This is a genomic window from Exiguobacterium sp. s160, from assembly GCF_018617575.1.
GTDB lineage: Bacteria > Bacillota > Bacilli > Exiguobacteriales > Exiguobacteriaceae > Exiguobacterium > Exiguobacterium aestuarii_A.
Genome location: NZ_JACSKK010000002.1, coordinates 1 through 20,461 on the forward strand (window position 1 = coordinate 1; position 20,461 = coordinate 20,461).

Here is a 20,461-nt window from a genome sequence, read left to right on the forward strand (position 1 = left end):
TCTGGACTTTCAATGCCTTTGAATATTTGGTCATAAAAAACACCCCATAAAAGTTGGATTTTCGTGTCCAACTTTTATGGGGCAGTTCAAATTGGCATCTTCTCCACGTTTTGTTAGAGCGTTTCATCTAATTCCCCATTCACACCTTTCGGCATTTCGACGGTACGAGATTGACCGTTCGACAAGGAGTAGTTCACGACGTAAGCCGTCTCTGTCTCCATCACGTTCGAGAACGTGACGCGTGTCCCTGTCTTCGAAAGATGGAACAAGGTGACGAACGAGGTGCCTTTCCCAGTTTTTGTCGAAACGACTTGGTGACGTGGCTTCCATTCGAAATCACGATAGGCGACAAAACTCGGTTCGATTCGCACCGTACCCGTCGAAGCGATTGGTAGTTGAATCATCTGGAGCGTTCGCCCTTCCGCATCACGGAAAAGCATCTCACCTTCACGTTCTTCGACCGGTTCAAGACCGACCCCGAGATGGAAACGTTGCGTGAACGGGACGCGGGCGTCACTTTGAATCGTATCCGCGACGAGCACGGTGCCGTCTAAATCGTGTGCGATGCTTCGCGTATGATGAATCCCTTGCCCCATCAAGTCACTGAATCCACTCGCACGCTGTAATCCATCGACTTCCTCGACCGAGGTGATCCCGCTTTTCCCGATTGTACTCGAATGGAGCGTGAGCTGACGAGATCCCATGTTCACCGTGTTGTGCGCTTCGACACGGACGGCAGTATCTCGCTCCGGTCGGTTCGTGTACCCATATCGTCCGGTCTCGACGATGAAATCGCGTCCGTATCCATACAGGTCGATGCTGAGGTCATCTTGATGTTTATGGGCCGTATTATGGAACCCTGCCGTCATCATGAGCGAGACCGCATCGGCGAGAGGCTCATACTCTCCCCAATGTTCACGCAACACTGCGTATTGCGTATCAAGTTGCTTCACGCGTTCCGTCGGTCGCACCCCTTCCGCTCCTCCCGTCACCGCATAAAGTAGTTCAGGATAGTCGCGCAATGTCGAGATCATCGACGTCGTCCGCGGTTCACCCGTCGTGTCCCCGAAGAGCGGAAGCGTCCGGTTCGGTTTCATCAAATGGACGAGCGTCTCTGGCATTCGTTTGACGGCCTCTAGGCGAGGAGATGTCACGAAGCCGTTCGCCTCGATCCAGCGATTGAAGCGATATAGCATCTCATACGTATACACCTGATATCCTGGTGAATGCTCCAGATGAACGTTGTCAGGACTTAAGGAGTGATCCAACTGTGTCGTCAATCGAGTTGTCGCAAGTTCATTCCAAACACTTGATTGTTCGAGCTCAGGGAACGTCTGAGCGATATCCGTCAACGCCATGTCTTGGAAGATCCCATGATTGTGTCGTTCCCGATAAAATTTCGCGTCCGCCAAGATTTCACCGTGCCCTTCAATCGTTCGGAGCACACGAGCGCTGAATGCTGCGTCGTTATTTAAAGGAGACTTCTTGTATTGATTCCAAAAGTTGATGAGATGGAACGTACGAATCGCCGTCCCTTGTTGGTGATACGCGTTCGGATAGCGACGATACGCGTCGGTCGGATATTGCTTGACCCAGCTATCGACGAATGCCTTTTCGTAAGCTAAATAGCTCGTGTCTTTCGTGTAGTGATACGCCATCGTCAGTTGGTTCAATACCATCCAGTATTGCACTTGGAACATGAACGACGTCGAATCACCAACAGTGATGTCACGCTCCCAGTCGAACGTATGAATGTCTTCCACGATTTGTTTGCCCGGGGTTGCCCCGATGCGCCACACTCCGTTTATTGCCGAGTCCGCTTGGCTGACGGCTTGCGATTTTGTCAAAAATCCATAGTAATACGGGACCTCACGTCTTTCGACACGCGCCGTATAGTTATGAAGCAATCGTTCGTATTGTCCGTCAGAGACGACTGCTTTCGTCAGAAGTTGAGCCTTTAACGGAATCTCTTGTTTTTTGACGTACGTGCGTCGCCCGTTCACCTCCACTTGATAATAGCCACCGGACACACCGACGACTGTATATTGTTCATTCGGTATCAGTTTCCCGATCGGTTTCATCGTCTTATCCGGCAACAATCGATACACGGTTGTTTCTTTTGATACTTCTGTAAAGAACGGACGTGCCACCTCTTCTGCACCAGCAGAAGTTGTCGTGAGAAGTAGCACCGTGGATAAGAGTGCACCTTTACCATATGTATTCATCCAATACCTCATTTATCTTTTTTTACCATCATACCATGACTAAAAGGGATTTTTTTCAAAAAGAAGAAAAGCGAATTTTTAATCTTACTACGTAACAACAGTTCTCACTAGCCAATCACGTAGCCCATATAAAAAACGCCTATCCCCATTGAATGAGATAGACGTTGAATGTTAGCGTACCGTGACGTAAATCGTCTGTGAACGACCTTTTGGCGTCGTCATCCGGACCGTCAAACGTGTGCCTGATTTTTGAGCTGCCATCGAGACAGATGTCGATTTTGACGTCACCGTCTTCGACGCGAGGAGTGTCGACCCGCGATAGATGGTCACTTTGCCATAATCGATATTGGCGTTCACCGTGACCGAACGTGACGTGCTCGTCGGCGTCGTCACCGTGAACTTCGGCGTCAGCCCCGCCTTCACGTAGACCGTCTGAACGAAACGATACATACCTCGCTTACTGACGAGTGTGACTTTCGACTTGATCGGTTGAGGCGCCAAGTTCATGACGACACGTCCTGTCGATGAACTCTTCCCGCTCGCGATTCGTGTCGAGCCGTTTTGCAACGTGACAGAGCTGTTTGGAAGTACCATACCGATCCATGTTTTTTGTTCGTCATGGAGACGGATGTTACTGAACGTGACTTTCGGTAACGCAAGACGAGTATCTAGCTTTTTGCCTCCACGGACAAGACGAACGAGGACGATGTCCCCAGGTCGTGCCGGAACCGTGAATCGCGTCGAGGAGACCGGCGTCGCCGTCGTGCGTTTTCCGTTGATGTAGAACTGAAGGTCTGCCTTCACGTCACGACGAACGCTCACGACCGTATGTGTCGCCGTCATTGCGACATCTGTCACCTGAAGAATCGTCGGTCCAACTGCAACGACACGATGCTCCGTTGTTGTCGAGCGGTCTCCTACCGTAGCGACAGTACGAATCACGTCACCATCTTGAAGCGCCTTCGGTAACGTCAGCGTGCGACCGTCCCCGACGAACACATCGTTGACATACGTCTTGTACGTAATGCCTTTAGCTGTAGACGCATAGGATAATGTCGTATCACCTGCATTTGGTGTCACCTGGAACGTGAAGGTCGGCTCAGCCCACTCAAAGACAACGAGCTCTTTCTCCACCCCTTCCGTGCCCGCTGGTGCATACGTCACACTGACGCCTTTTGCGAGCGGATCGACTGTTCCCGTCACGCGCGCAATGCCCGAGGCGTCTGCTTGAATCGTGTCGTACCACGAATGGAACTGTTCTTTGACGAAGACGTCAATTTTCCCGTTCGGCACGGTTTTAAACATGACACCCGTTTCGACAGAGTCTCCTAACACCTCAATCGTGTTGGCTTCTGGATTCGGAACCGGTACGGTGAACGTTTGGCGATACACCGCTGTCCTGCTCGCCAGGCTCGTCACCGTGAACGTCGTCCCTGGCGCTAGTCGTTCCGTCGTCATTCGGAATTCACCAGATAACGTCGCTTTCGTTGAATATTGGATCGGTTCTTTTCCGTCTTGATGAACTCGTACCGTCACACCTGCGCGTGGTGCCGTTTGTCCAACGATTTCACCCGCAAGTCCAAATTTACGAATCGAAACATCCCCAACATTGTAGGAGAAGAGCGTCCCACTGAACGTTTTCCCCATGTACGTGAGGTCATAGTTGACGTCCGTCACGTATGAAAATACTTGTGGTGACGTGACTTCATTCGATTTATTCGCTCTTAAGCGCTCAAACGGAATCGTTTCGGTAACCCCGTCCAGATTCGTCGATTTGAACGTTATCGGATATGAGCGGTCGACATATAGGTATGGGTCACCTTCTGTGTTCGCCCCTTTATCCACTTCGAATTCTAGTTGAGTCGGCATTTGTTTATAAGAAGAAAGCGGAATCGTCTGATCCGAGAACGCTAAAACACCAGGGAATAGCGTCGGATAAACGATTGGGTCATACGTCTTCAATTCTCCAGTTGCAGTATGTAAGACCCCATACATACCTTGCGAATACCAATGCAAGAACCCATCTTCTTCTGCATATTGTACGTCATACCACTCAGGAAGCGCGATCAGTTGTCGGGTCTCCTCAAGATAGACGTAACCTTGTTCCGGATAAGCGATGACCCCGTCAAAAGCGAGCGCTTCCTTGTCACGGTCTTGAACCTTCACATCAAAGGATTGAGTCGATTCCGTTTCACCCGTCACTGCGTTCACACGGTCAATCTTCAAAAGATCATGTTGTGCCGCAATAACGGTCTGACCATCGGTAGATAACGTGACAGCAGTCCCGAGGTCGGAACGCTTCCAAATGACATCACCTTGAAGATTCGTCATGATCACTTCTGTCCACGTCGCCCACAAAAGTCGATCATGTGCGACGTCCGCTCCGACGATTCGATAATTTTCTGGGACCCAATGCGATGTGATCTGCCCATCAAGGTCGATGATGTAACTGCTCGTTGAGCAAATGCCACATCCGATGGTAACGACGAGATGCTGACCGTCCACACTCATCACAGCATTTTTGTCATTGGACCAGTGTAAATCCAATTCGGTCGATAACGGAATGCGTTCCCTCGTCCCCACGTGATAAAGTTCCTTTCCATCCATCGTGATGACGTAAGGACTGTTAGAAATCCGATAATGGTTCGGAAGCGGTTCACCCGCTTGCACCGAATCAGGCAAACTGAATATAGGAAGAAAAACGGCAATCAGAAGTGCCCACAGCAATTGTTTCACGTACATTTCCTCTTTTCTTAAAAAATGGTAAAAGATTAATTTGATGACAATAAAAGTATAATTTGTTTTCTAGAAAAGGGGAATTGTTTTTTAGGATAAATGTAAAAAACCGATAGTGCCGAGGCACTACCGGTTTACAAGATGGCTCCGTCCGAAGACATTGCTCTATTTAACCCTAAGGGAGGGTCAACGATTATTTAGTGATTGTTGCGTTAACAATCACGTTACCTGCAGCATCAGCCAATTTCGCATCTTTGAACTCAACAGACAAAGTATCAGTCATTGAGAAGTTAGCAGATGTTTTAACTGTAAGTTTGTTACCGTTAACAGCCAATGAAGCTGGTGTAACAGTCACACCGTTCACTTTAACGATGATTCCTTCAGTTGATCCCATTACGTTTTCAGAGAACGATACTGTGAACTCGTTGCTCGCCATAACGTCGATCTTCGTCGCAACTGGTGCCACGTTTTCAGATACTAACAAGAGATCAGAGATCTTCCCGTCTTTAAGCGTGTTGCCTGCAGTTGAAACGAGGTCTTTACCTTCCAAGACATATTTCCCGTTAACAGCTACCGAACCAGCTGGCAACTTCACGTGTACTTCTTTCAAGCTATCTACAAAGTTAAGCTTTGTGCCAGCAGGAAGCGCTGAACCACCGAACGTGTAGTTAGAAGCTTGAAGTGCAGATGCCGTCATGTTCTCGCTGAATGTAAGAACGAGTGTAGACTTCTCAACAACTACAGTACCTGTAACGATCGCTTTGCTTTCTGGTGTAGCAGGAACAAATTTACCTGTGATTGCGTTGAAGTACAATGTTGAAGTCAACGCGTTACCTGAAAGATCTTTGACTGAGTCTTTTGCAACTGTGAAGACGTAAGATGAAGACTCATCGAGGTCAACTGGTACTTTGATTGTGTAAACTTCAGCACCTTCGATTTTCCCGTTTCCGTCTACATCGACACCTTCGCCAGTAGTTTGGTTAACAGGGATTACAACTGGGTTGCTTTGGATGATTCCGTCGATTGACGTGATGCTAAGGTCGCCCTTGAAGTTCACTTTCTCATCGAACGTGAGGTAAACAGCATCTAAATCAGTTGAAGCTGATGTGTTGTCTGCAACAAGAATCTTAGCAGAAGCACCTGTGAATGAAGGAGCCGTTGTATCGCCTTGGATCAATCCAGAGAACGTGTAGTCGTCACCTTTGTTTCCAGCTTTATCTTCGTAACCAGAAACTTTGAATGATGCGTTCAAGAATGTAGCTGTACCAAGAGCAGCTTTAACGTCTGCTGTGTACTTCGTTTTCACGTCTTTATCTTGAACCAAGTTGTAAGAAGTACCGTTTACTGTGAATGTACCAGTAGACTTGAGTTCTTCAGAGAAGTTGAGTGTTACTGTAGTTCCTGATAATGAACCAGAAACAGCTGGTTTCACGTTGTCAACAACTGGTTTTGAAACCATGAAGTTGAGTGCGATTGGGTTTGATACGTTGTACGCGAAGTCTTTAACGCCAACGAGGTCAACGCGGTATGATTTCTCAGCAGTAAGACCTGTGAGTGTAAGTGTTTTGCCATCAGCTGAAAGCGTTCCTGTTGTTTCAACACCGTTTACGCTGACAACACCTGCAGATTTAACTGGCTCAGAGAACATGATCTCAGCAGTTGTACCTTCAGCTTTAACGCCCGCTACAGAAGCAGCTGTCGTGTCAGCAGCAGAGAAGATTGCGTTGTATGCTGCAGTTTTAACTGTAGCATCAGCTTTAGTCTTGATTGGAGCAACAGTCAATTTCGCGTTTGAAACTTTGAGCTCGTCAGCTGAAGTAAGTGTAAGAACCAATCCATCTTCAGAAAGAACTGCAGATGTGAATGATTCACCTTCAAGTGCTACTTTTCCAGCAACGTCAGTTTTGTCAACTGGCTTGTTGAACGTAACTTGAAGTTCTTTTGCGTTGAGTGCTTCTACGTGTTTAACCATAGCTGCTTCAACAGTGAAGTTTTGAAGATCAGATTTCACTTCGCCAGAAACGAGTTGGAATGAGTGTGTACCAACTGGGAATTGGCGTGAAACTGACAATTTACCTTCTTTAGTAACAGTTGCTTCCGTCACGATTGGAGCTGCAGCAGTGTTTTTGTTAGCGTATACGTGAAGTTCAACCTTCTCGTCTTCTTTAAGGTTTTTCACGTCAGCGTTTACAGAAAGAACTTCTGTCGCTTGGTTAACTGAAGCAGAGATGTTTTCGAATTCAACTTCTCCAGCAACAACTGTGTAAGTCAAGAATGAAGTGATGCGGTTCCCGTTGTGGTTGTAAGAGATGAGAACTTTTTGCTCGCCTTCATCTTTCGTGTTGTAAGTTGAGCTCATTGTGAAGCGTTCAGGAGCTTGTGTGTAAACTTTTCCGTCGCGGTACATAACGCGAATTGATGGCTTCTCGAGTTCAGAACCAGCTTCTACTTCACCAAGATCTTGATCAAGGATGTAGAGTGGGTAGTTACGAGCGTAAAGTTTCTTGATGTAAGTCTTTCCATCAGAACCTTGGCCTTTGATTGTCTGCCATTTGTTGATTGCAGTAACGAGGTATTTACCCCATTTGATCTCAACGCCAGCAGGTGTGTTGAGTGCGAGTGCTTCTTTGAACTTCCCACCGAGTACGACCTCTGGTTTGAGTTCAACTGTTGAAGTTGATGCTTCTGCTGCCATTACTGGTGTAAGGGCTGCTGCCGTCACAGCAAGAGCTGCTGACGCTTTGACTAGCTTGAATGATTTCTTAGCCATCTTGTGTAAATCCTCCCTTTGGTTATGTTACGTGTTTGTCTCTACTCGTCTACGTCGACGCTCCCCCCGCTAAAGATCCCATATGTATACGCCGCTCATACGAATGACTTATGCAACTTGATCGTTTAGGTCTTGAGCTTCACCGAAACGGGTAGGTATTCTTTCAAGAGGTGACCCTTGAACAATTTACCAAGTATGAACTTGGAAAACCTTACATCCATAATATACATAACGCTTCCAGCTAGCACAAGCGTTTTTTTTCGCAAAAATGGGAATGATTTTGAATTTCTCGCTATTGGAGATTATTCAATATTAAATTTACCTATTTTATAAATGTCGAAATGCGTCGAAAAAGGGCGAATTAAAGCCATTTATCATTCATAAATTCATTTAAATACATTATTTGTATATTTAAATGAATAATATGGATTTATGTATAATTTCCATGTCTATTTTTTGGTTTGTGTATTTTTTGACTTTATTTAATCCTAAATTTTACATTGACCAAACTTTTAAAACCATTTCGAGGGAATCCCTACTCGTCATCACTCCTCCATTAGACCTATCCACGGAATACAAAAAAAGCCGCAGGTGAATGACTCACCTACGGCTAATAACTTATTTCTTCTTAATTAATATCCTGCGTATTGAAGCGACTCGATGAAGGCACGCTTCTCGCCAGCAATCAACGCCCACTCCACATCATAGTCGTATCCTTCGATTGTGATGACGATTCGATTCTCTGGACGAACGTGTTGTTTGATGAAAGCAATCATCTTCGCGCTCGGGATAAACCAGTATGATTCTTCTACTGATCCGTCTTCGTACTCATAGTAATCGACATCCCACTCATCGATTGCTTCTGTGTATGTCGCATTCCCTACACGGATGCGAAGCTTATTGAATCCAACCACATCTTCATATTCTGTGTAGTTGCTTAGTAAGAACAACATATTCGATTTCGTCGGACGGTCGATAAAGAATGGTGCGAATGTTTCTGCGTAACGTGTCGATCCATCCCATGTGAATACTTCTTTATGGAAAACTGCACGGAATCCTTCATCCGTCACACGATAGAAGTTGTTGAAGAGTGCGTGTTGAACCGTCAACGTTTCAGAAGCACTGTAGTTACCAGCACCATCACGTACCGCGAGGGTCATCTTCTTACCGAGTGGTTGTTTTGGAATCGGAAGAACGAACTTCCCAGTCGACATGACCGGTGCCGAGTATGCTTTTCCGTCAATTGTTACGACTACTGTCGCAAGCGGTTCTGCCGTTCCCGCGATTCCATTCGATGTCGTCGTCACAGCTTGTGTCAAACGCGCTTTTGCTGGCGCAACTTTGTCAGCAACAACCGTTGTTTGAACGAGTTCACTGAGAGCCCCACTTTTCGCTTTCGCTTGTGCCGATAACGGCGTTCCTACTTTTTGAAGCGCAATCACGCGACGGTATTGACCGTTCGCATCAAATGATCCGTTGAACGTGCTTCCTCCGACCTTAACCGTCACACCTACTCCAGGTGCCCCTGTGACAACGATTGCACGTGCCGAGTTATCGACCGTGTTGATGACCGGTGCTTCCGGACGTTGTTCTGGGTCTTCTGCGACGACGACGCTCGTCTCTTCACTCACGTTTCCGCTAGCATCGACGAGACGGACTGTGATCACGCGACCGACAGGCTGTGGTGACATCGTAAAGATGGCTTCCCCAGTTGAACGCACGACGCGTTCATATGTTTTGTTCGCGACGAGAATCTCCGCTTTCGTTCCGACTTCTCCTGTGATCTTCAACGAAGTCGACGTATGAAGTGGTGTTTCTACGACTGGTGCTTCAGGTGCCGTCGTGTCGACGACTGTTTCATTCGTCTCTGCTGCAACGAATGTTGGAGCGAAGCCGCCGAGAACGAGTGTCCCCGCTAAGAATAAAGATAAGTACTTTGGTTGTTTCATGAAAAGATGTTCCTCCTAAATAATGTTTTCTTCAGACAACATCTTTATTTTAATGGATTATTTTAAAAATAGGTACATAATTTTCTATTTTTAATCATATTTTTTAAAAACACAAAAGGACTCCTTATAGAAAAGGAATCCCATTGTGTCGCACTGTATGCATACTCGATTACATATTAAAGAAACGCGTATGATTTTTCAGTAATTTCCTATTTTTATCGAACTGTGATCGTTGTGACCGGACTGACCTTCTTCGTCACGTCCTCGACATGAACCATCAGGTGCTCGCCTTTCTTCAGCACTCGTGTCTTCACGACATATGTGCCATTCAACGTCACTTTTGACTTTCCGATGACTTGTTTCTTCTGGTCGCGAATGACGACCGTCATCCCAGCCTGAGCTTTACCTGTCACTTGTTTTGCCTTCGCACGCATGGCGTTCACCTGTGCCGTTTTCGGACGGAGTCCTTTCATGACAAGGAGGCGCTCGTTCGTACTGAATTTACCATTTGTGTAGAGAGCCGTCAGTACAGCCCCTTCTTGTTGAGGTGCGATCGACATTGTGACTGCACCATTTTTTGAAACGCCAGAACCGATACGCTTCGTTCCGTTATAGAGCGTGACGCGCGTCCCAGATTTGACTTTAGCCGAGAAGACTGGCGCATTGTCATAGATCCGATTCGGTTTCGGTGCGAGTTGAAGCATCGATTCAGCGCGATAGACGTCTACTTTCCCGTATCCGCTCACAACATCATAATACGGAAGGAGAGGACGTTCTAATTCATCGAGCACATACTGTAAGCCATCTTCCATTCGTGGGTCACGTGGTGCGTCGCCACCCGAGAATGCGAGAGGTTGTGCCGTACGACGAAGAATCGAGCGTGCCCCTTCGACTGTCATGTTCGGATGCTGTGATTTCAAGAGAGCGACAGCAGCCGCGACGTGTGGTGTCGCCATGCTCGTCCCGTCCATATAGACAACGTTTCCATCTGGAACAAGGCTTGCCACTTTAGAACCTGGTGCGACGACATCGACATCGATCCCATAGTTCGAGTAATCCGAGACGATTCCGAACGAGTTCGTTGCCCCGACCGAAATCGTGTATTTCGAAGAAGCCGGATAAGACACACGTGACTGTCCGTCATTCCCCGTCGCCGCCACGATGATGACACCACGGTCATGTGCATATTTCAGCATGTATCCGAGTGTACGGCTCTCATTTCCACCGAGGCTCATGTTGATGACTTTCGCCCCAACGTCGACCGCATATTTGATTCCAAGTGCGATCTGATCCGTATCCCCATAACCACCCGCATCGAGAACTTTGACAGGTAAGATCGAGACGTTCGGAACGATCCCACGCATCGAGACACCGTTGTCTCGAATAGCACCGATGACACCAGCGACATGCGTGCCGTGCCCATGGTCATCAATCGCGTCGCCTTCCCCGTTCGGGTCGACAAAGTTCTTCGCGTTGGCGATATCGACCTTCCCTTGTAAGTCGAGCAGACGATGGTCGACTCCTGTATCAAGCACGGCCACTTTCACGGCACGTCCCGGTAATCGTAACGATTCATAGCGATCAAGACCGATTCCCGCATCCTGGAACGGTTTGAGAATCGACTTCGAATTGATGGCCCATTGGTAATCGAGACTCACATCTGTTGCGAACGATTTGTACGTCTGGACCGGTTCGATGTATTCCACGTTCTGGTCTGATTCGAGCGTCGACTTCGCTTGTGCCTGCATCTTCGTAGAAGCTTCCTCTACATCGACGAGCGCAAAGTAATCCGATGGCGAACCGATGGCGATTCGCTCTGCTGATACGTTATTCATCGCATTCATCTTGCCAAGGGACTTACTCGGTGACGATTTATATTTGACGATATAACGCGGTGCGTCTTGACCGTCTGTTTGAATCGTCATGCCGATTTTCCCAAAGAGATCGGATACGGGTGTTCCTGCGAGCGAGTCCATTTCGAGCGCTGTCGCAATTTCACCAATCTCACTTTGGAGCGCCGTCGGAACGCTTCCATCAACAAGTGCATGGAGACGTTTGATTGCCGCTGCATCTTGCGTCTTCAACGTGTAGTCCTTTTTGTCGACAAGCGCCGTCAACAATGGACGGAGTGTCTTCAAGTCTGTGAGTGCAGCTTTTCGTTTTTCTCCATCAAACGTGATCGCTTTGACGATATAAGGCGAAGCACGGTAATAGAGGGCCGATAAGTCCCGACCTTCTTGTGATTTGCCGAGTACTTCCGATTGCACACGACGGATGAGTTTGAGCATCGAATCACGCTCTGGTGCCGGTTGTACGATTGATTCGACGGCACACATGTCACCACCGACTTCTTCGTACTTCACCGAAAGTTTAACCGGATTGACGACGAGCTTGATGTCTGAAGCGAACATCGAGAGATCAGGTGCTGGTGACTCTTCCCCTTCTCCTGGTTCTCCTTCTGTCGGTTCGCCCCCTTCTACTTGTTCTTCACCGACTGGCATCTCTTCTGCCGGAATATCCATCATCCCGTCACCGAGGTCCATCGGCATATACTCGACCTTGATGTAGTATGGACCTTCCCAAGCGAATGGGAACGGAATCTTGGCCGTCTGTTCTCCCTCTTCTTTCGTCGCACTCGCACGATAGCGATCGAACGTCTCATCCTTCGCCGCCATTTCGGCGCTCGGATAAATGCTGATGTTCGCGAGTTTGGAAGATTCGAACGTGACTTCCATATGTGTCATCGTTGACGCGACACGTTCCATCTTGAACCAATACGTGTTGACCGGTTCGATTCCGGTCGTGAACTCGACCGCCTCTCCCGGATTGAGTAAGGTGGCCTCCTTCATGCCTTCCCCTTTGTCGGCTGACACCGGTGGAAGGAATGACAGGACGAGGACGAGGATCGTCATCATCGCCACGAACTGCTTGAATCTCGTTTTCATAGTTTCCCCTCTTTCATTTCGTCTTGGAGTATATGCTCCAAATCGTTCTACGGAATATATCGGTTAATGTTTCAAAAGTGTAACAAAAATGTTTCGACAATGTTTCGACAAGTAAATTTGCTCAAAAAAAGACACCTCTTTTTCAAGAAGTGTCTACAGATTATTCGTTGATCATCGTCGCTTGACCGCCTTGCCATAGCCAGTCATCGCCTTCTTTTATATACAAGTGGAGCGCCCAAAAGCGTCCTTCGTATGCATTCGTTCCTAGAATAAACCGTTCTTCGAGCAAGACTTTCACGATTGCGAGGTCCGTCGTCACGGTTTCATCGAACGTCACCGTTTCTTGGGCAATCCATTGAATCGCAGTCGGGTCGACGTATTGATCGAGGAAAGTCTCTTTATCAAACTGACGTCCGCTCGAGTCGACATACCGAAACGAGTCATGCATCAAGTCACGCATCGCGTCGAGGTCACCTGCGACTTGTTTCGTCGCGCGGTCGTCAGAAAGTTGTTTCATGTTGAGTGTCTCCATCGGTGCACCTTCCTTTCACCATCCATCATAGCATAATTTATCTATTTTCAAATGTCTGTCGCGTTTTGAGTCTTGACAAGAAAGCTTCATCCCGTTAAAGTAACGATAACATTCATACGAACTCGCGATGAGAAAGAAGAGTAGCGCGAAGGGACGTCTCCAGAAAGCCGGTGGTCGATGCGAACCGGTGTCGTGCCTTGCGTGAATGGGCTTTTGAGCGTTCAGACCGACATGTAGGCTCTGACGGGTCCTCCCGTTATCGGGGACAGCGAATGATGGTTCGCGATGAGTGGGAAGACAAGGCGTCTTTCAACGAAGGTGGCAACACGGGGAATCTCCTCGTCCTTCATGTCCAATCGGGCATGTGGGACGGGGAGATTTTTTAGTTTAAGGAGGAGATTTCGATGCAACAACTGATCATCAATGGCGACGAATTGACACCGGTGGCAATCTTTCACCGTCTGCAAGGTGAACGTAAGGTCCTGCTCGAGAGTCGGGCGGAAGGCAAGCACGGCCGCTATTCCATCATCGCGTCGAATCCGGTCGAGACAATCCGTGTCGATGGGAACGACGTGACAGATTCGACCGGCACCATCTATGCGGACGATCCGCTCCACGCCTTATCTGAACGCATCACATGTGAAGATATCACTGCACCGTATCCGTTCATCGGGGGTGCCGTCGGCTATATCGGATATGATTTACTCCGAGTATATGAACCGATTCCGAACACGCCGACCGAGACACGTAATTTACCGGACGCCCTCTTCCAGCGCTATGAAACGGTCGTCTTATACGACCATCTCGAAGAACAGGTCGTCTTGATCGATACGAGCGAGACCGATGCGACCGAGCGACTCGAGTCCATTCGTGAACAGCTCGAAACACCGGAGACACACGCCCTCGAACCGGTCGTTCGGACGAGCGAACAGCTTTTGACGACAAAAGACGAGTTTATCGACCGTGTCCTTCAGGCGAAAGAGGCAATCCTCGCCGGAGAAGTGTTCCAACTCGTCTTGTCACAACGCATCGATGCCACATTTACCGGTGACCCGTTCCACTTTTACCGGACGCTCCGCAAACAAAACCCGAGCCCGTACTTGTTCTACATCGACCTCGGGGAAGCCATCGTCCTCGGCGCCTCACCTGAGAGTCTCGTCCGTGTCGAAGACGGCAAAGTGACGACGAACCCGATCGCCGGCACACGTCCACGTGGAAAGACGGTCGAGGAAGATATGCGTCACGCGGAGTCGCTTCTTCAGGACGAGAAAGAACTCGCCGAACACCGGATGCTTCTCGACCTCGGACGGAACGATATCGGTCGTGTCGCTAAAGTCGGCACAGTCACGATCCCGAAACACATCGAGCTCGAACGGTTCAAAAATGTGATGCATCTCGTCTCCGAAGTCGAAGGTGAACTGCGGACAGATGTGACACCGATCGATGCGCTCCGCGCCTGTCTTCCAGCCGGTACCGTTTCGGGTGCCCCAAAGATTCGGGCGATGCAACTCATTGACGAGCTCGAGACGGTCAAGCGCGAAGTGTATGCCGGGGCGGTCGGCTATCTCGACATCCGGGGTGGATTCGACTTTGCTCTCGCCATCCGGACGATGGTCATCCAAGGTGACACGGCCCACGTCCAAGCTGGTGCCGGCATTGTCTATGATTCGGACCCCGTATCAGAATACGAAGAAACGCTGCATAAAGCCAAATCCCTTTTGGAGGTGTTCGCATGATTCTCCTCATCGATAATTACGATTCGTTCACGTATAACGTCTATCAGGACGTCGCCCGATTCAGTGACGTCTGCGTAATTCGGAATGATGAACATACCATAGAAGAAATCCGTCGCATGAACCCAAGTGGAATCATTCTTTCTCCAGGTCCGGGTGGTCCAAAAGATGCTGGTGTCTCCCTCGCGGTCGTTCGACAATTGTCCGGGTACGTCCCGATTCTCGGGGTCTGTCTCGGGCATCAGGTTATAGCGGAGGCGTTCGGTGGTGTCGTCGGTCGGGCGAACGAGGTCATGCATGGGAAAGTGTCGCGCATCAATACTTCACCGGGCGTCTTATTCGAAGGCTTGTCGATGGATGTCATGCGCTACCACTCTCTCGTCGTACAAGAGACGGATTTGATTGTCACGGCAGAGACGACAGATGGTGTCATCATGGCACTCGAACATCCGACCCATCCGACGTATGGCGTCCAGTTCCATCCTGAGTCGATTGGGACACCAGATGGTCGCAGTATCTTTGAACGTTTCGTCCAGCTGTGCACGAAAAAACCGGGGCGCATGTCCCCGGTTTGAGTGTCAGCCTAAAAAGTCTTCACGCTGAAAATCGTGCTTGTCGATTTTGATGTTGTCACAGGCTACCCCGTTCGTCCGGAGCACGTGAATCGTTTCGCGTAACAGTTCGTCACTGCCGACGACATAGAATAATCCATCTTGATCGGCAGCGAGAGCTTCAATTCGTTCATAGTAGTCTTTCCGACTCGGCACAAACTCGGACGTGAAGCGTTCGTTTGATTCGAAGACGTCACCAAACAGATACGCTTTCGACGAATCGACGTTCAATGAATAAAGATGCGGGACACCTTCCCCGTTCGCCAAGTACTCGAGGACGATCGGACGGAATGTCGCGAGTCCGACACCGGCCGACAACAGATAGACGTTCTTTCCACTCCGTTCGAGCGGGACGTTCGAATGTGTCTTGAACAAGGCGACCTTGTCCCCAGGTACCATGTCCCGAAGAATGGATTTGAATGGTGAACATTCTGACTTGATGCGGGTTGTGATGCCGATTGCCCCTTCGTGCGGCAATGTAGAGATGGACATATGGCGGACAAGACTTCGGTTCGGCTTGTCCTCGGCGTTAAATCCCTCGAGCGCGAGATGCGTATGCGCCCCTTCCTGCCACGTGAACTCAGGTGGCAAGGCGAGATGGAACGTGTATGTATCGGGCGCTTCGTTTACGACTTTTGTGATGGGTGTCCAGTCAATTTTCATGTGAATTCTCCCTTTCGTTAATACACCGCAATCGGCCCATACGGCCCTTCGATGATTTCGAGTTTCGTCTCAAAAATATCCGATAAAATCTTGGCGTCCATGATTTCCTCGACCGTCCCGAATGCGGCAATCTGTCCATCTTTCATCGCACAGATGCGATCCGAGTATTTCGCCGCGAAGTTGATGTCGTGAAGTACCGTGACGATTGTCCGACCAAACTCGTCGGCGACGTGACGCAAATATTCCATCATCTGTACCGAACGAGCGATATCCAAGTTATTGAGCGGCTCATCGAGGAGGACGTATTCTGTCTCCTGACAGAGTACCATCGCCACATATGCGCGCTGACGCTGCCCACCTGACAGTTCGTCGAGATAGCGATTCTCGAGCTCGGTTAAGTCAAGGAAGTCGATATATTTCGAGATGATCGCCTCATCCTCTTTCGTCAATCTTCCTTTTGAATACGGGAATCGACCGAATCCGGCGAGTTGTCGAACCGTGAGCCGCGTCACGAAATGGTTCTCTTGACGAAGAATCGTGATGATTTTCGCCAAGTCTTTCGACTTCGTGCTCGAAACATCCATCCCGGCAACTTGAATCTGTCCCTCATCTAAGTTGAGTAACCGTCCAATCATCATGAGCGTCGTCGACTTCCCTGCCCCGTTCGGTCCAATGAGTGAAGTGAACCCGGCTTTTGGGATGTCAAGCGTGAGCGGTCCGATGTGGACGTCATCTGTATACGATTTTTTGACTTGTTCGATTTGAATCATAGCGACCTCTTCCTTAGAATGACGGCCAAGAAGATGAGTCCTCCGAACAGTTCGATGATGACGGAGACGACACTTGGCGTCTGGAATATGTGATACATGAAGAAATACGCGCTCGTCAGGACGAAGAACCCTAAGGCGAACGCCATCGGGAAGACGTATTTATGGTCATACGTCGAGGCGACCTGGTAGCTGAGCGTTGCGACTAAAAATCCGAAGAACGTGAGCGGTCCGATGAGTGCCGTCGACACCGACATGAGGAGTGAAATCAGGACGAGCGTATAGATGACGCTTCTCCGATGATTCACGCCGAATGTCGTCGAAACGTCCTTACCGAGCGCCACGATATTGAGTCGGTTCGAAAACAGGAACAACAGCGTCCCGGCAATGATGACAATCGGGATGACAATCGGAAAGTAGGCCACGTCGGCATTCGTCACCGATCCAAACAATCGTGCTTGCAAGATATCGAACTCGGACGGTGCGAGCATGCGGCGCATGAACGACGACACCGAGTTCAGTCCTGTCCCGATGATAATCCCAACGAGCAACATGAGCTGAAGGTTCGCATATTTCCCCGATAAGAGCCATCCGTATAAGAGAAGACTCATCGTCACCATGAGCCCGACTTGCGTCAAGAAGGCGCCTGTTCCAGAAAATCCGATTAACGCCCCTGCCCCGAAGAAGAACACCATGCTCGTCTGAATCGTCGAGTAAAGCGCATCGAATCCGAGAAGCGACGGTGTGATGATTCGGTTGTTCGTCACGGAATGAAATGCGACCGTTGCAAGACTTTGGCACAGTGCCGCAATCAACATCGTCACGATGGCGACGATTCGACGTTCGACGACCGGCACAAATGACGGCGAGTCAATCGAGACCGGATTGTTGTAAAGGAGAAGACCGAGCGCGCACAAGAGTCCCCCGAGAATAAAGGCACTTAAAAAGAGCCAGTAGCGCCGTGCTGCTCGTTTCGATTGAAACGCCGAAGCATGACGTTCTTCTGTCAATGCCCCAACTTTCACTTCGACGCCATCTCGTTCAATGACCGTACTCATCGAACCCCTCCTTTTTTGCGTTGCCGCAATAGAATCATGATGAAGACGATCGCACCGACCGTTCCGAGAATAAGCGAGACCGGAAGCTCGAACGGCATGATGATCGTCCTTGAGATTAAGTCACTGACGAGAATCGCGCCCATCCCGACAAGACAGACCCACGGCAAGTTGCTCCGTAGATCATCCCCACGGAACATCGAGACGAGGTTCGGGACGATGAGTCCAAGGAACGGCAAATTCCCGATGACCGTCGCCACGACCCCGACCGATAAGGCGATGAGCCCCGTCGCCATCATCATGAGCTGGTTATAGTTCACGCCGAGACTCGTCGCGATATCTTCCCCGAGGCCCGCGAGCGTCAAGCGATTCGCCAGTAAGAAGATGAGCACCGTCACGACGATAATGACCCATAGATACTCGTAGCGCCCGATTTGCACCGAGGCGAATGAACCGACGAACCATCCTTCAATCGCCTGACTCGCCCGGAAGAACAGACCGAGGAACGTCGAGATAGCGGAGATAACCGCCCCTAGCATGAGTCCGATAATCGGGACGATGAGTGAAGAGCGGAGTTTGACCGAACGTAAGAACCAGAAGAACACCATCGTTCCGATGAACGAAAAGACGATGGCCCCGGTCATCCGCATCATGAGACTCGGTGCCGGAACGAGCAAGTACACGGTAAGTAAGCCCAGCCCGGCCCATTCAAGCGTCCCCGTCGTCGTCGGTTCGACGAGTCGGTTTTGCGTGATGAGCTGCATGACGAGTCCCGCCATCGCCATCGCCGCACCCGTCAACATGAGCGCGACCGTACGAGGGACGCGGGTGATCCAAAACATATCGAAGCCGTCTGTCCGTGATAAGTCATATACGCCTGTGAAGAGTGACAGCACCGCTAAACCGAGGACGATGATAGCGGTGAATACGAACGACTTCGTCCACAATTTAGAAAAGGAGGGCTGAGACATCGTCTCAACCCTGGCTGTCAACGGTTTTTGCATAATCGAACCTTACTTCGTGAGTGCTTCCGCGACACTGTTGAAGAATTCCGAATACGTTTGAATCGATTCATTCAAGTACGTGTCTTTCGGCGCGTAAACGATTTGGTCTTCTGTCACAGCCGTCGTCTTTTGAAGGGCAGGTGCGTTATCGATGACGTCCTCTGCCGGTACCGCTCCTTCTGCGTCACCGAGTGGCGCGTCACGATCTAGGACGAACAACCAGTCCGGGTTGCTTTCTGCGATGGCTTCCACCGATACTTCATCGCCTTCATGGTCACCCGTTGTCTTCTCGACTTCAAGTGCCGGCACCCATCCGAAGATATCGTACATCGGTCCGAACACGCGTCCCGTCACCGGTGCTGAGAATCCGATGTCTCCTCCTGATACGATGACAGACATGATTGTGTCTTCTCCGTTATACGCTACCTTTGCATCTTCGATTGACTTGTCGAGATCAGCGACAATTTGTGCTGCATCTTCGTTCTTGTCAAAGATTTGGCCGAGCGTGAGTGTCGTGTCTTTCAATCCTTTAACCAAGATTTCACCCGGTGTCCCTGCATCTTCTGGGATTTCAATGTTCAAGTCGATGACCGCTGCTTCTGGTACCAACTTTTTGATATCTTCATAGTAATCCGCGAAACGTTGACCGACGATGACGACGTCCGGGTCCACTCCCGCAATCGCCTCTAAGTTCGGTTCAAAGTGCATACCGACGTCTGCGATGTCTTTGTCTGATGCGTATGGTGACTCCGCTGGAAGGAGTCCGATTGGTGCCGCCACCAAGTCAATATCCCACGCTGCCAATGTTTCGAACGTACGGTTGTCAAGGGCGACGACTTTCTCCGGATTGACCGGTACCTCGATTGTGCCATGTGCATCCTTAATCTCGACTGTCTCTGTTTTTGTTGCACCGTCGACGTTCTCTTCTTGCTTCGTCTCATTCGTTCCGCCACATGCGGCGAGTACGAAGACGAGTAACGTCAACATGAGTGAAAGTTTAAATTTCCCCACTTCATCCATCTCCTCTGTATGTAAGTTTCAATGATTCTCCCACCAAAAACGAGTTATGTTGGTTATGTATGTCTCTTTTCTTTCCCGTTATCAGTGATAATGATTATCATTGTCGTTTTCATCAAGTAGCATATCAAACAAAAAAAGGATACGCAATGCCAAATTGTCAAGATTCGGATAGGAAATTTTTTCTTTCTATAAAATGCATAAAAAAAGAAAATGGAAAGATCCATTTTCTCAAATCAAATAATAGAGTAGACCATCCGTGAAATAATCAAGCGCATCAAACAAGGTGAAGACGATGGCAATCATCACATACATCCATCTGTTCTTTTGTTCGATTTTGCGCCAATAGAACAGGACTAGGACCAGACCAATTGGTCCAAAAATCACGCAACTCAACAGAAACGGAATCGTCTGAACAAGGAACGGTGACCGTGATTTCTTTTTAGTCACCATG

General features: G+C 49.1%; 14 protein-coding genes and 1 other annotated feature. Of the genes, 2 read left to right on the top strand and 12 right to left on the bottom strand.

Features of this window, described 5'->3' with window-relative positions:
- Positions 1–113 precede the first annotated feature (113 nt).
- From KNO86_RS05950 to KNO86_RS05975, 6 genes are all read right to left on the bottom strand, one after another.
- A complete protein-coding gene (locus KNO86_RS05950) occupies positions 114–2,225 on the bottom strand; it encodes a heparinase II/III family protein (RefSeq protein WP_214694052.1) in 2,112 nt (703 codons plus the stop codon).
- Positions 2,226–2,396: 171 nt separating this feature from the next.
- Positions 2,397–4,961 (bottom strand): immunoglobulin domain-containing protein, encoded by a 2,565-nt coding sequence (locus tag KNO86_RS05955; RefSeq protein ID WP_214694054.1) that lies wholly within the window; start codon positions 4,959–4,961, stop codon positions 2,397–2,399.
- A 193-nt stretch (positions 4,962–5,154) separates the two neighbouring features.
- Complete coding sequence (locus tag KNO86_RS05960; RefSeq protein WP_214694057.1) at positions 5,155–7,731, bottom strand: Ig-like domain-containing domain; 2,577 nt, start codon at positions 7,729–7,731, stop codon at positions 5,155–5,157.
- Positions 7,732–8,363: 632 nt separating this feature from the next.
- The gene (locus tag KNO86_RS05965; protein WP_214694059.1) at positions 8,364–9,680 is read right to left on the bottom strand and encodes an Ig-like domain-containing protein; all 1,317 of its coding nucleotides are present in this window, start codon (positions 9,678–9,680) and stop codon (positions 8,364–8,366) included.
- A gap of 215 nt (positions 9,681–9,895) precedes the next feature.
- Positions 9,896–12,625: a S8 family peptidase gene (locus KNO86_RS05970; protein WP_214694061.1), complete on the bottom strand. Its 2,730-nt coding sequence runs from the start codon at positions 12,623–12,625 to the stop codon at positions 9,896–9,898.
- 160 nt (positions 12,626–12,785) lie between these two features.
- Positions 12,786–13,157, bottom strand: a complete 372-nt coding sequence (locus KNO86_RS05975; protein ID WP_251126070.1) for a nuclear transport factor 2 family protein — start codon at positions 13,155–13,157, stop codon at positions 12,786–12,788.
- 118 nt (positions 13,158–13,275) lie between these two features.
- Positions 13,276–13,507 (top strand) — a binding site (T-box leader).
- A 54-nt stretch (positions 13,508–13,561) separates the two neighbouring features.
- On the opposite strand from KNO86_RS05975, the gene trpE reads away from it, so the two are divergent.
- Together trpE and KNO86_RS05985 are read left to right on the top strand one after the other, a co-directional pair.
- The gene (trpE, locus tag KNO86_RS05980; protein ID WP_214694062.1) at positions 13,562–14,893 is read left to right on the top strand and encodes an anthranilate synthase component I; all 1,332 of its coding nucleotides are present in this window, start codon (positions 13,562–13,564) and stop codon (positions 14,891–14,893) included.
- A complete protein-coding gene (locus tag KNO86_RS05985; RefSeq protein WP_214694064.1) occupies positions 14,890–15,465 on the top strand; it encodes an anthranilate synthase component II in 576 nt (191 codons plus the stop codon). The genes trpE and KNO86_RS05985 overlap by 4 nt, the downstream gene beginning before the upstream one ends.
- A 3-nt stretch (positions 15,466–15,468) precedes the next feature.
- Here the strand turns inward: KNO86_RS05985 and KNO86_RS05990 are convergent, their stop codons facing one another.
- The 6 genes from KNO86_RS05990 to KNO86_RS06015 all read right to left on the bottom strand — a co-directional run bounded on the left by KNO86_RS05990 (position 15,469) and on the right by KNO86_RS06015 (position 20,460).
- The gene (locus KNO86_RS05990) at positions 15,469–16,164 is read right to left on the bottom strand and encodes a ferredoxin--NADP reductase (protein ID WP_214694066.1); all 696 of its coding nucleotides are present in this window, start codon (positions 16,162–16,164) and stop codon (positions 15,469–15,471) included.
- A gap of 17 nt (positions 16,165–16,181) precedes the next feature.
- On the bottom strand, positions 16,182–16,934 hold the full coding sequence (locus KNO86_RS05995) for an iron ABC transporter ATP-binding protein (RefSeq protein WP_214694068.1): 753 nt from the start codon (positions 16,932–16,934) through the stop codon (positions 16,182–16,184).
- Positions 16,931–17,989, bottom strand: coding sequence for an iron chelate uptake ABC transporter family permease subunit (locus KNO86_RS06000; protein ID WP_214694070.1), 1,059 nt, complete (start codon positions 17,987–17,989; stop codon positions 16,931–16,933). The genes KNO86_RS05995 and KNO86_RS06000 overlap by 4 nt, the downstream gene beginning before the upstream one ends.
- Positions 17,986–18,990, bottom strand: a complete 1,005-nt coding sequence (locus tag KNO86_RS06005; protein WP_214694072.1) for an ABC transporter permease — start codon at positions 18,988–18,990, stop codon at positions 17,986–17,988. Before KNO86_RS06005 ends, KNO86_RS06000 begins: the two co-directional genes overlap by 4 nt.
- Before the next feature lie 9 nt (positions 18,991–18,999).
- Positions 19,000–20,010 (bottom strand): siderophore ABC transporter substrate-binding protein, encoded by a 1,011-nt coding sequence (locus KNO86_RS06010; protein ID WP_214694079.1) that lies wholly within the window; start codon positions 20,008–20,010, stop codon positions 19,000–19,002.
- Between the two features lie 228 nt (positions 20,011–20,238).
- On the bottom strand, positions 20,239–20,460 hold the full coding sequence (locus KNO86_RS06015) for a hypothetical protein (protein WP_214694081.1): 222 nt from the start codon (positions 20,458–20,460) through the stop codon (positions 20,239–20,241).
- Position 20,461 lies beyond the last annotated feature (1 nt).

Excerpts from the sequence above, each read along its gene's own strand:
- KNO86_RS05950 (WP_214694052.1), bottom strand. The coding sequence starts at position 2,225 with ATGAATACATATGGTAAAGGTGCACTCTTATCCACGGTGCTACTTCTC.
- KNO86_RS05960 (WP_214694057.1), bottom strand. The coding sequence starts at position 7,731 with ATGGCTAAGAAATCATTCAAGCTAGTCAAAGCGTCAGCAGCTCTTGCT.
- KNO86_RS05965 (WP_214694059.1), bottom strand. The coding sequence starts at position 9,680 with ATGAAACAACCAAAGTACTTATCTTTATTCTTAGCGGGGACACTCGTT.
- KNO86_RS05970 (WP_214694061.1), bottom strand. The coding sequence starts at position 12,625 with ATGAAAACGAGATTCAAGCAGTTCGTGGCGATGATGACGATCCTCGTC.
- KNO86_RS05975 (WP_251126070.1), bottom strand. The coding sequence starts at position 13,157 with ATGGAGACACTCAACATGAAACAACTTTCTGACGACCGCGCGACGAAA.
- trpE (WP_214694062.1), top strand. The coding sequence starts at position 13,562 with ATGCAACAACTGATCATCAATGGCGACGAATTGACACCGGTGGCAATC.
- KNO86_RS05985 (WP_214694064.1), top strand. The coding sequence starts at position 14,890 with ATGATTCTCCTCATCGATAATTACGATTCGTTCACGTATAACGTCTAT.
- KNO86_RS05990 (WP_214694066.1), bottom strand. The coding sequence starts at position 16,164 with ATGAAAATTGACTGGACACCCATCACAAAAGTCGTAAACGAAGCGCCC.
- KNO86_RS05995 (WP_214694068.1), bottom strand. The coding sequence starts at position 16,934 with ATGATTCAAATCGAACAAGTCAAAAAATCGTATACAGATGACGTCCAC.
- KNO86_RS06000 (WP_214694070.1), bottom strand. The coding sequence starts at position 17,989 with ATGAGTACGGTCATTGAACGAGATGGCGTCGAAGTGAAAGTTGGGGCA.
- KNO86_RS06005 (WP_214694072.1), bottom strand. The coding sequence starts at position 18,990 with ATGCAAAAACCGTTGACAGCCAGGGTTGAGACGATGTCTCAGCCCTCC.
- KNO86_RS06010 (WP_214694079.1), bottom strand. The coding sequence starts at position 20,010 with ATGGATGAAGTGGGGAAATTTAAACTTTCACTCATGTTGACGTTACTC.
- KNO86_RS06015 (WP_214694081.1), bottom strand. The coding sequence starts at position 20,460 with ATGGTGACTAAAAAGAAATCACGGTCACCGTTCCTTGTTCAGACGATT.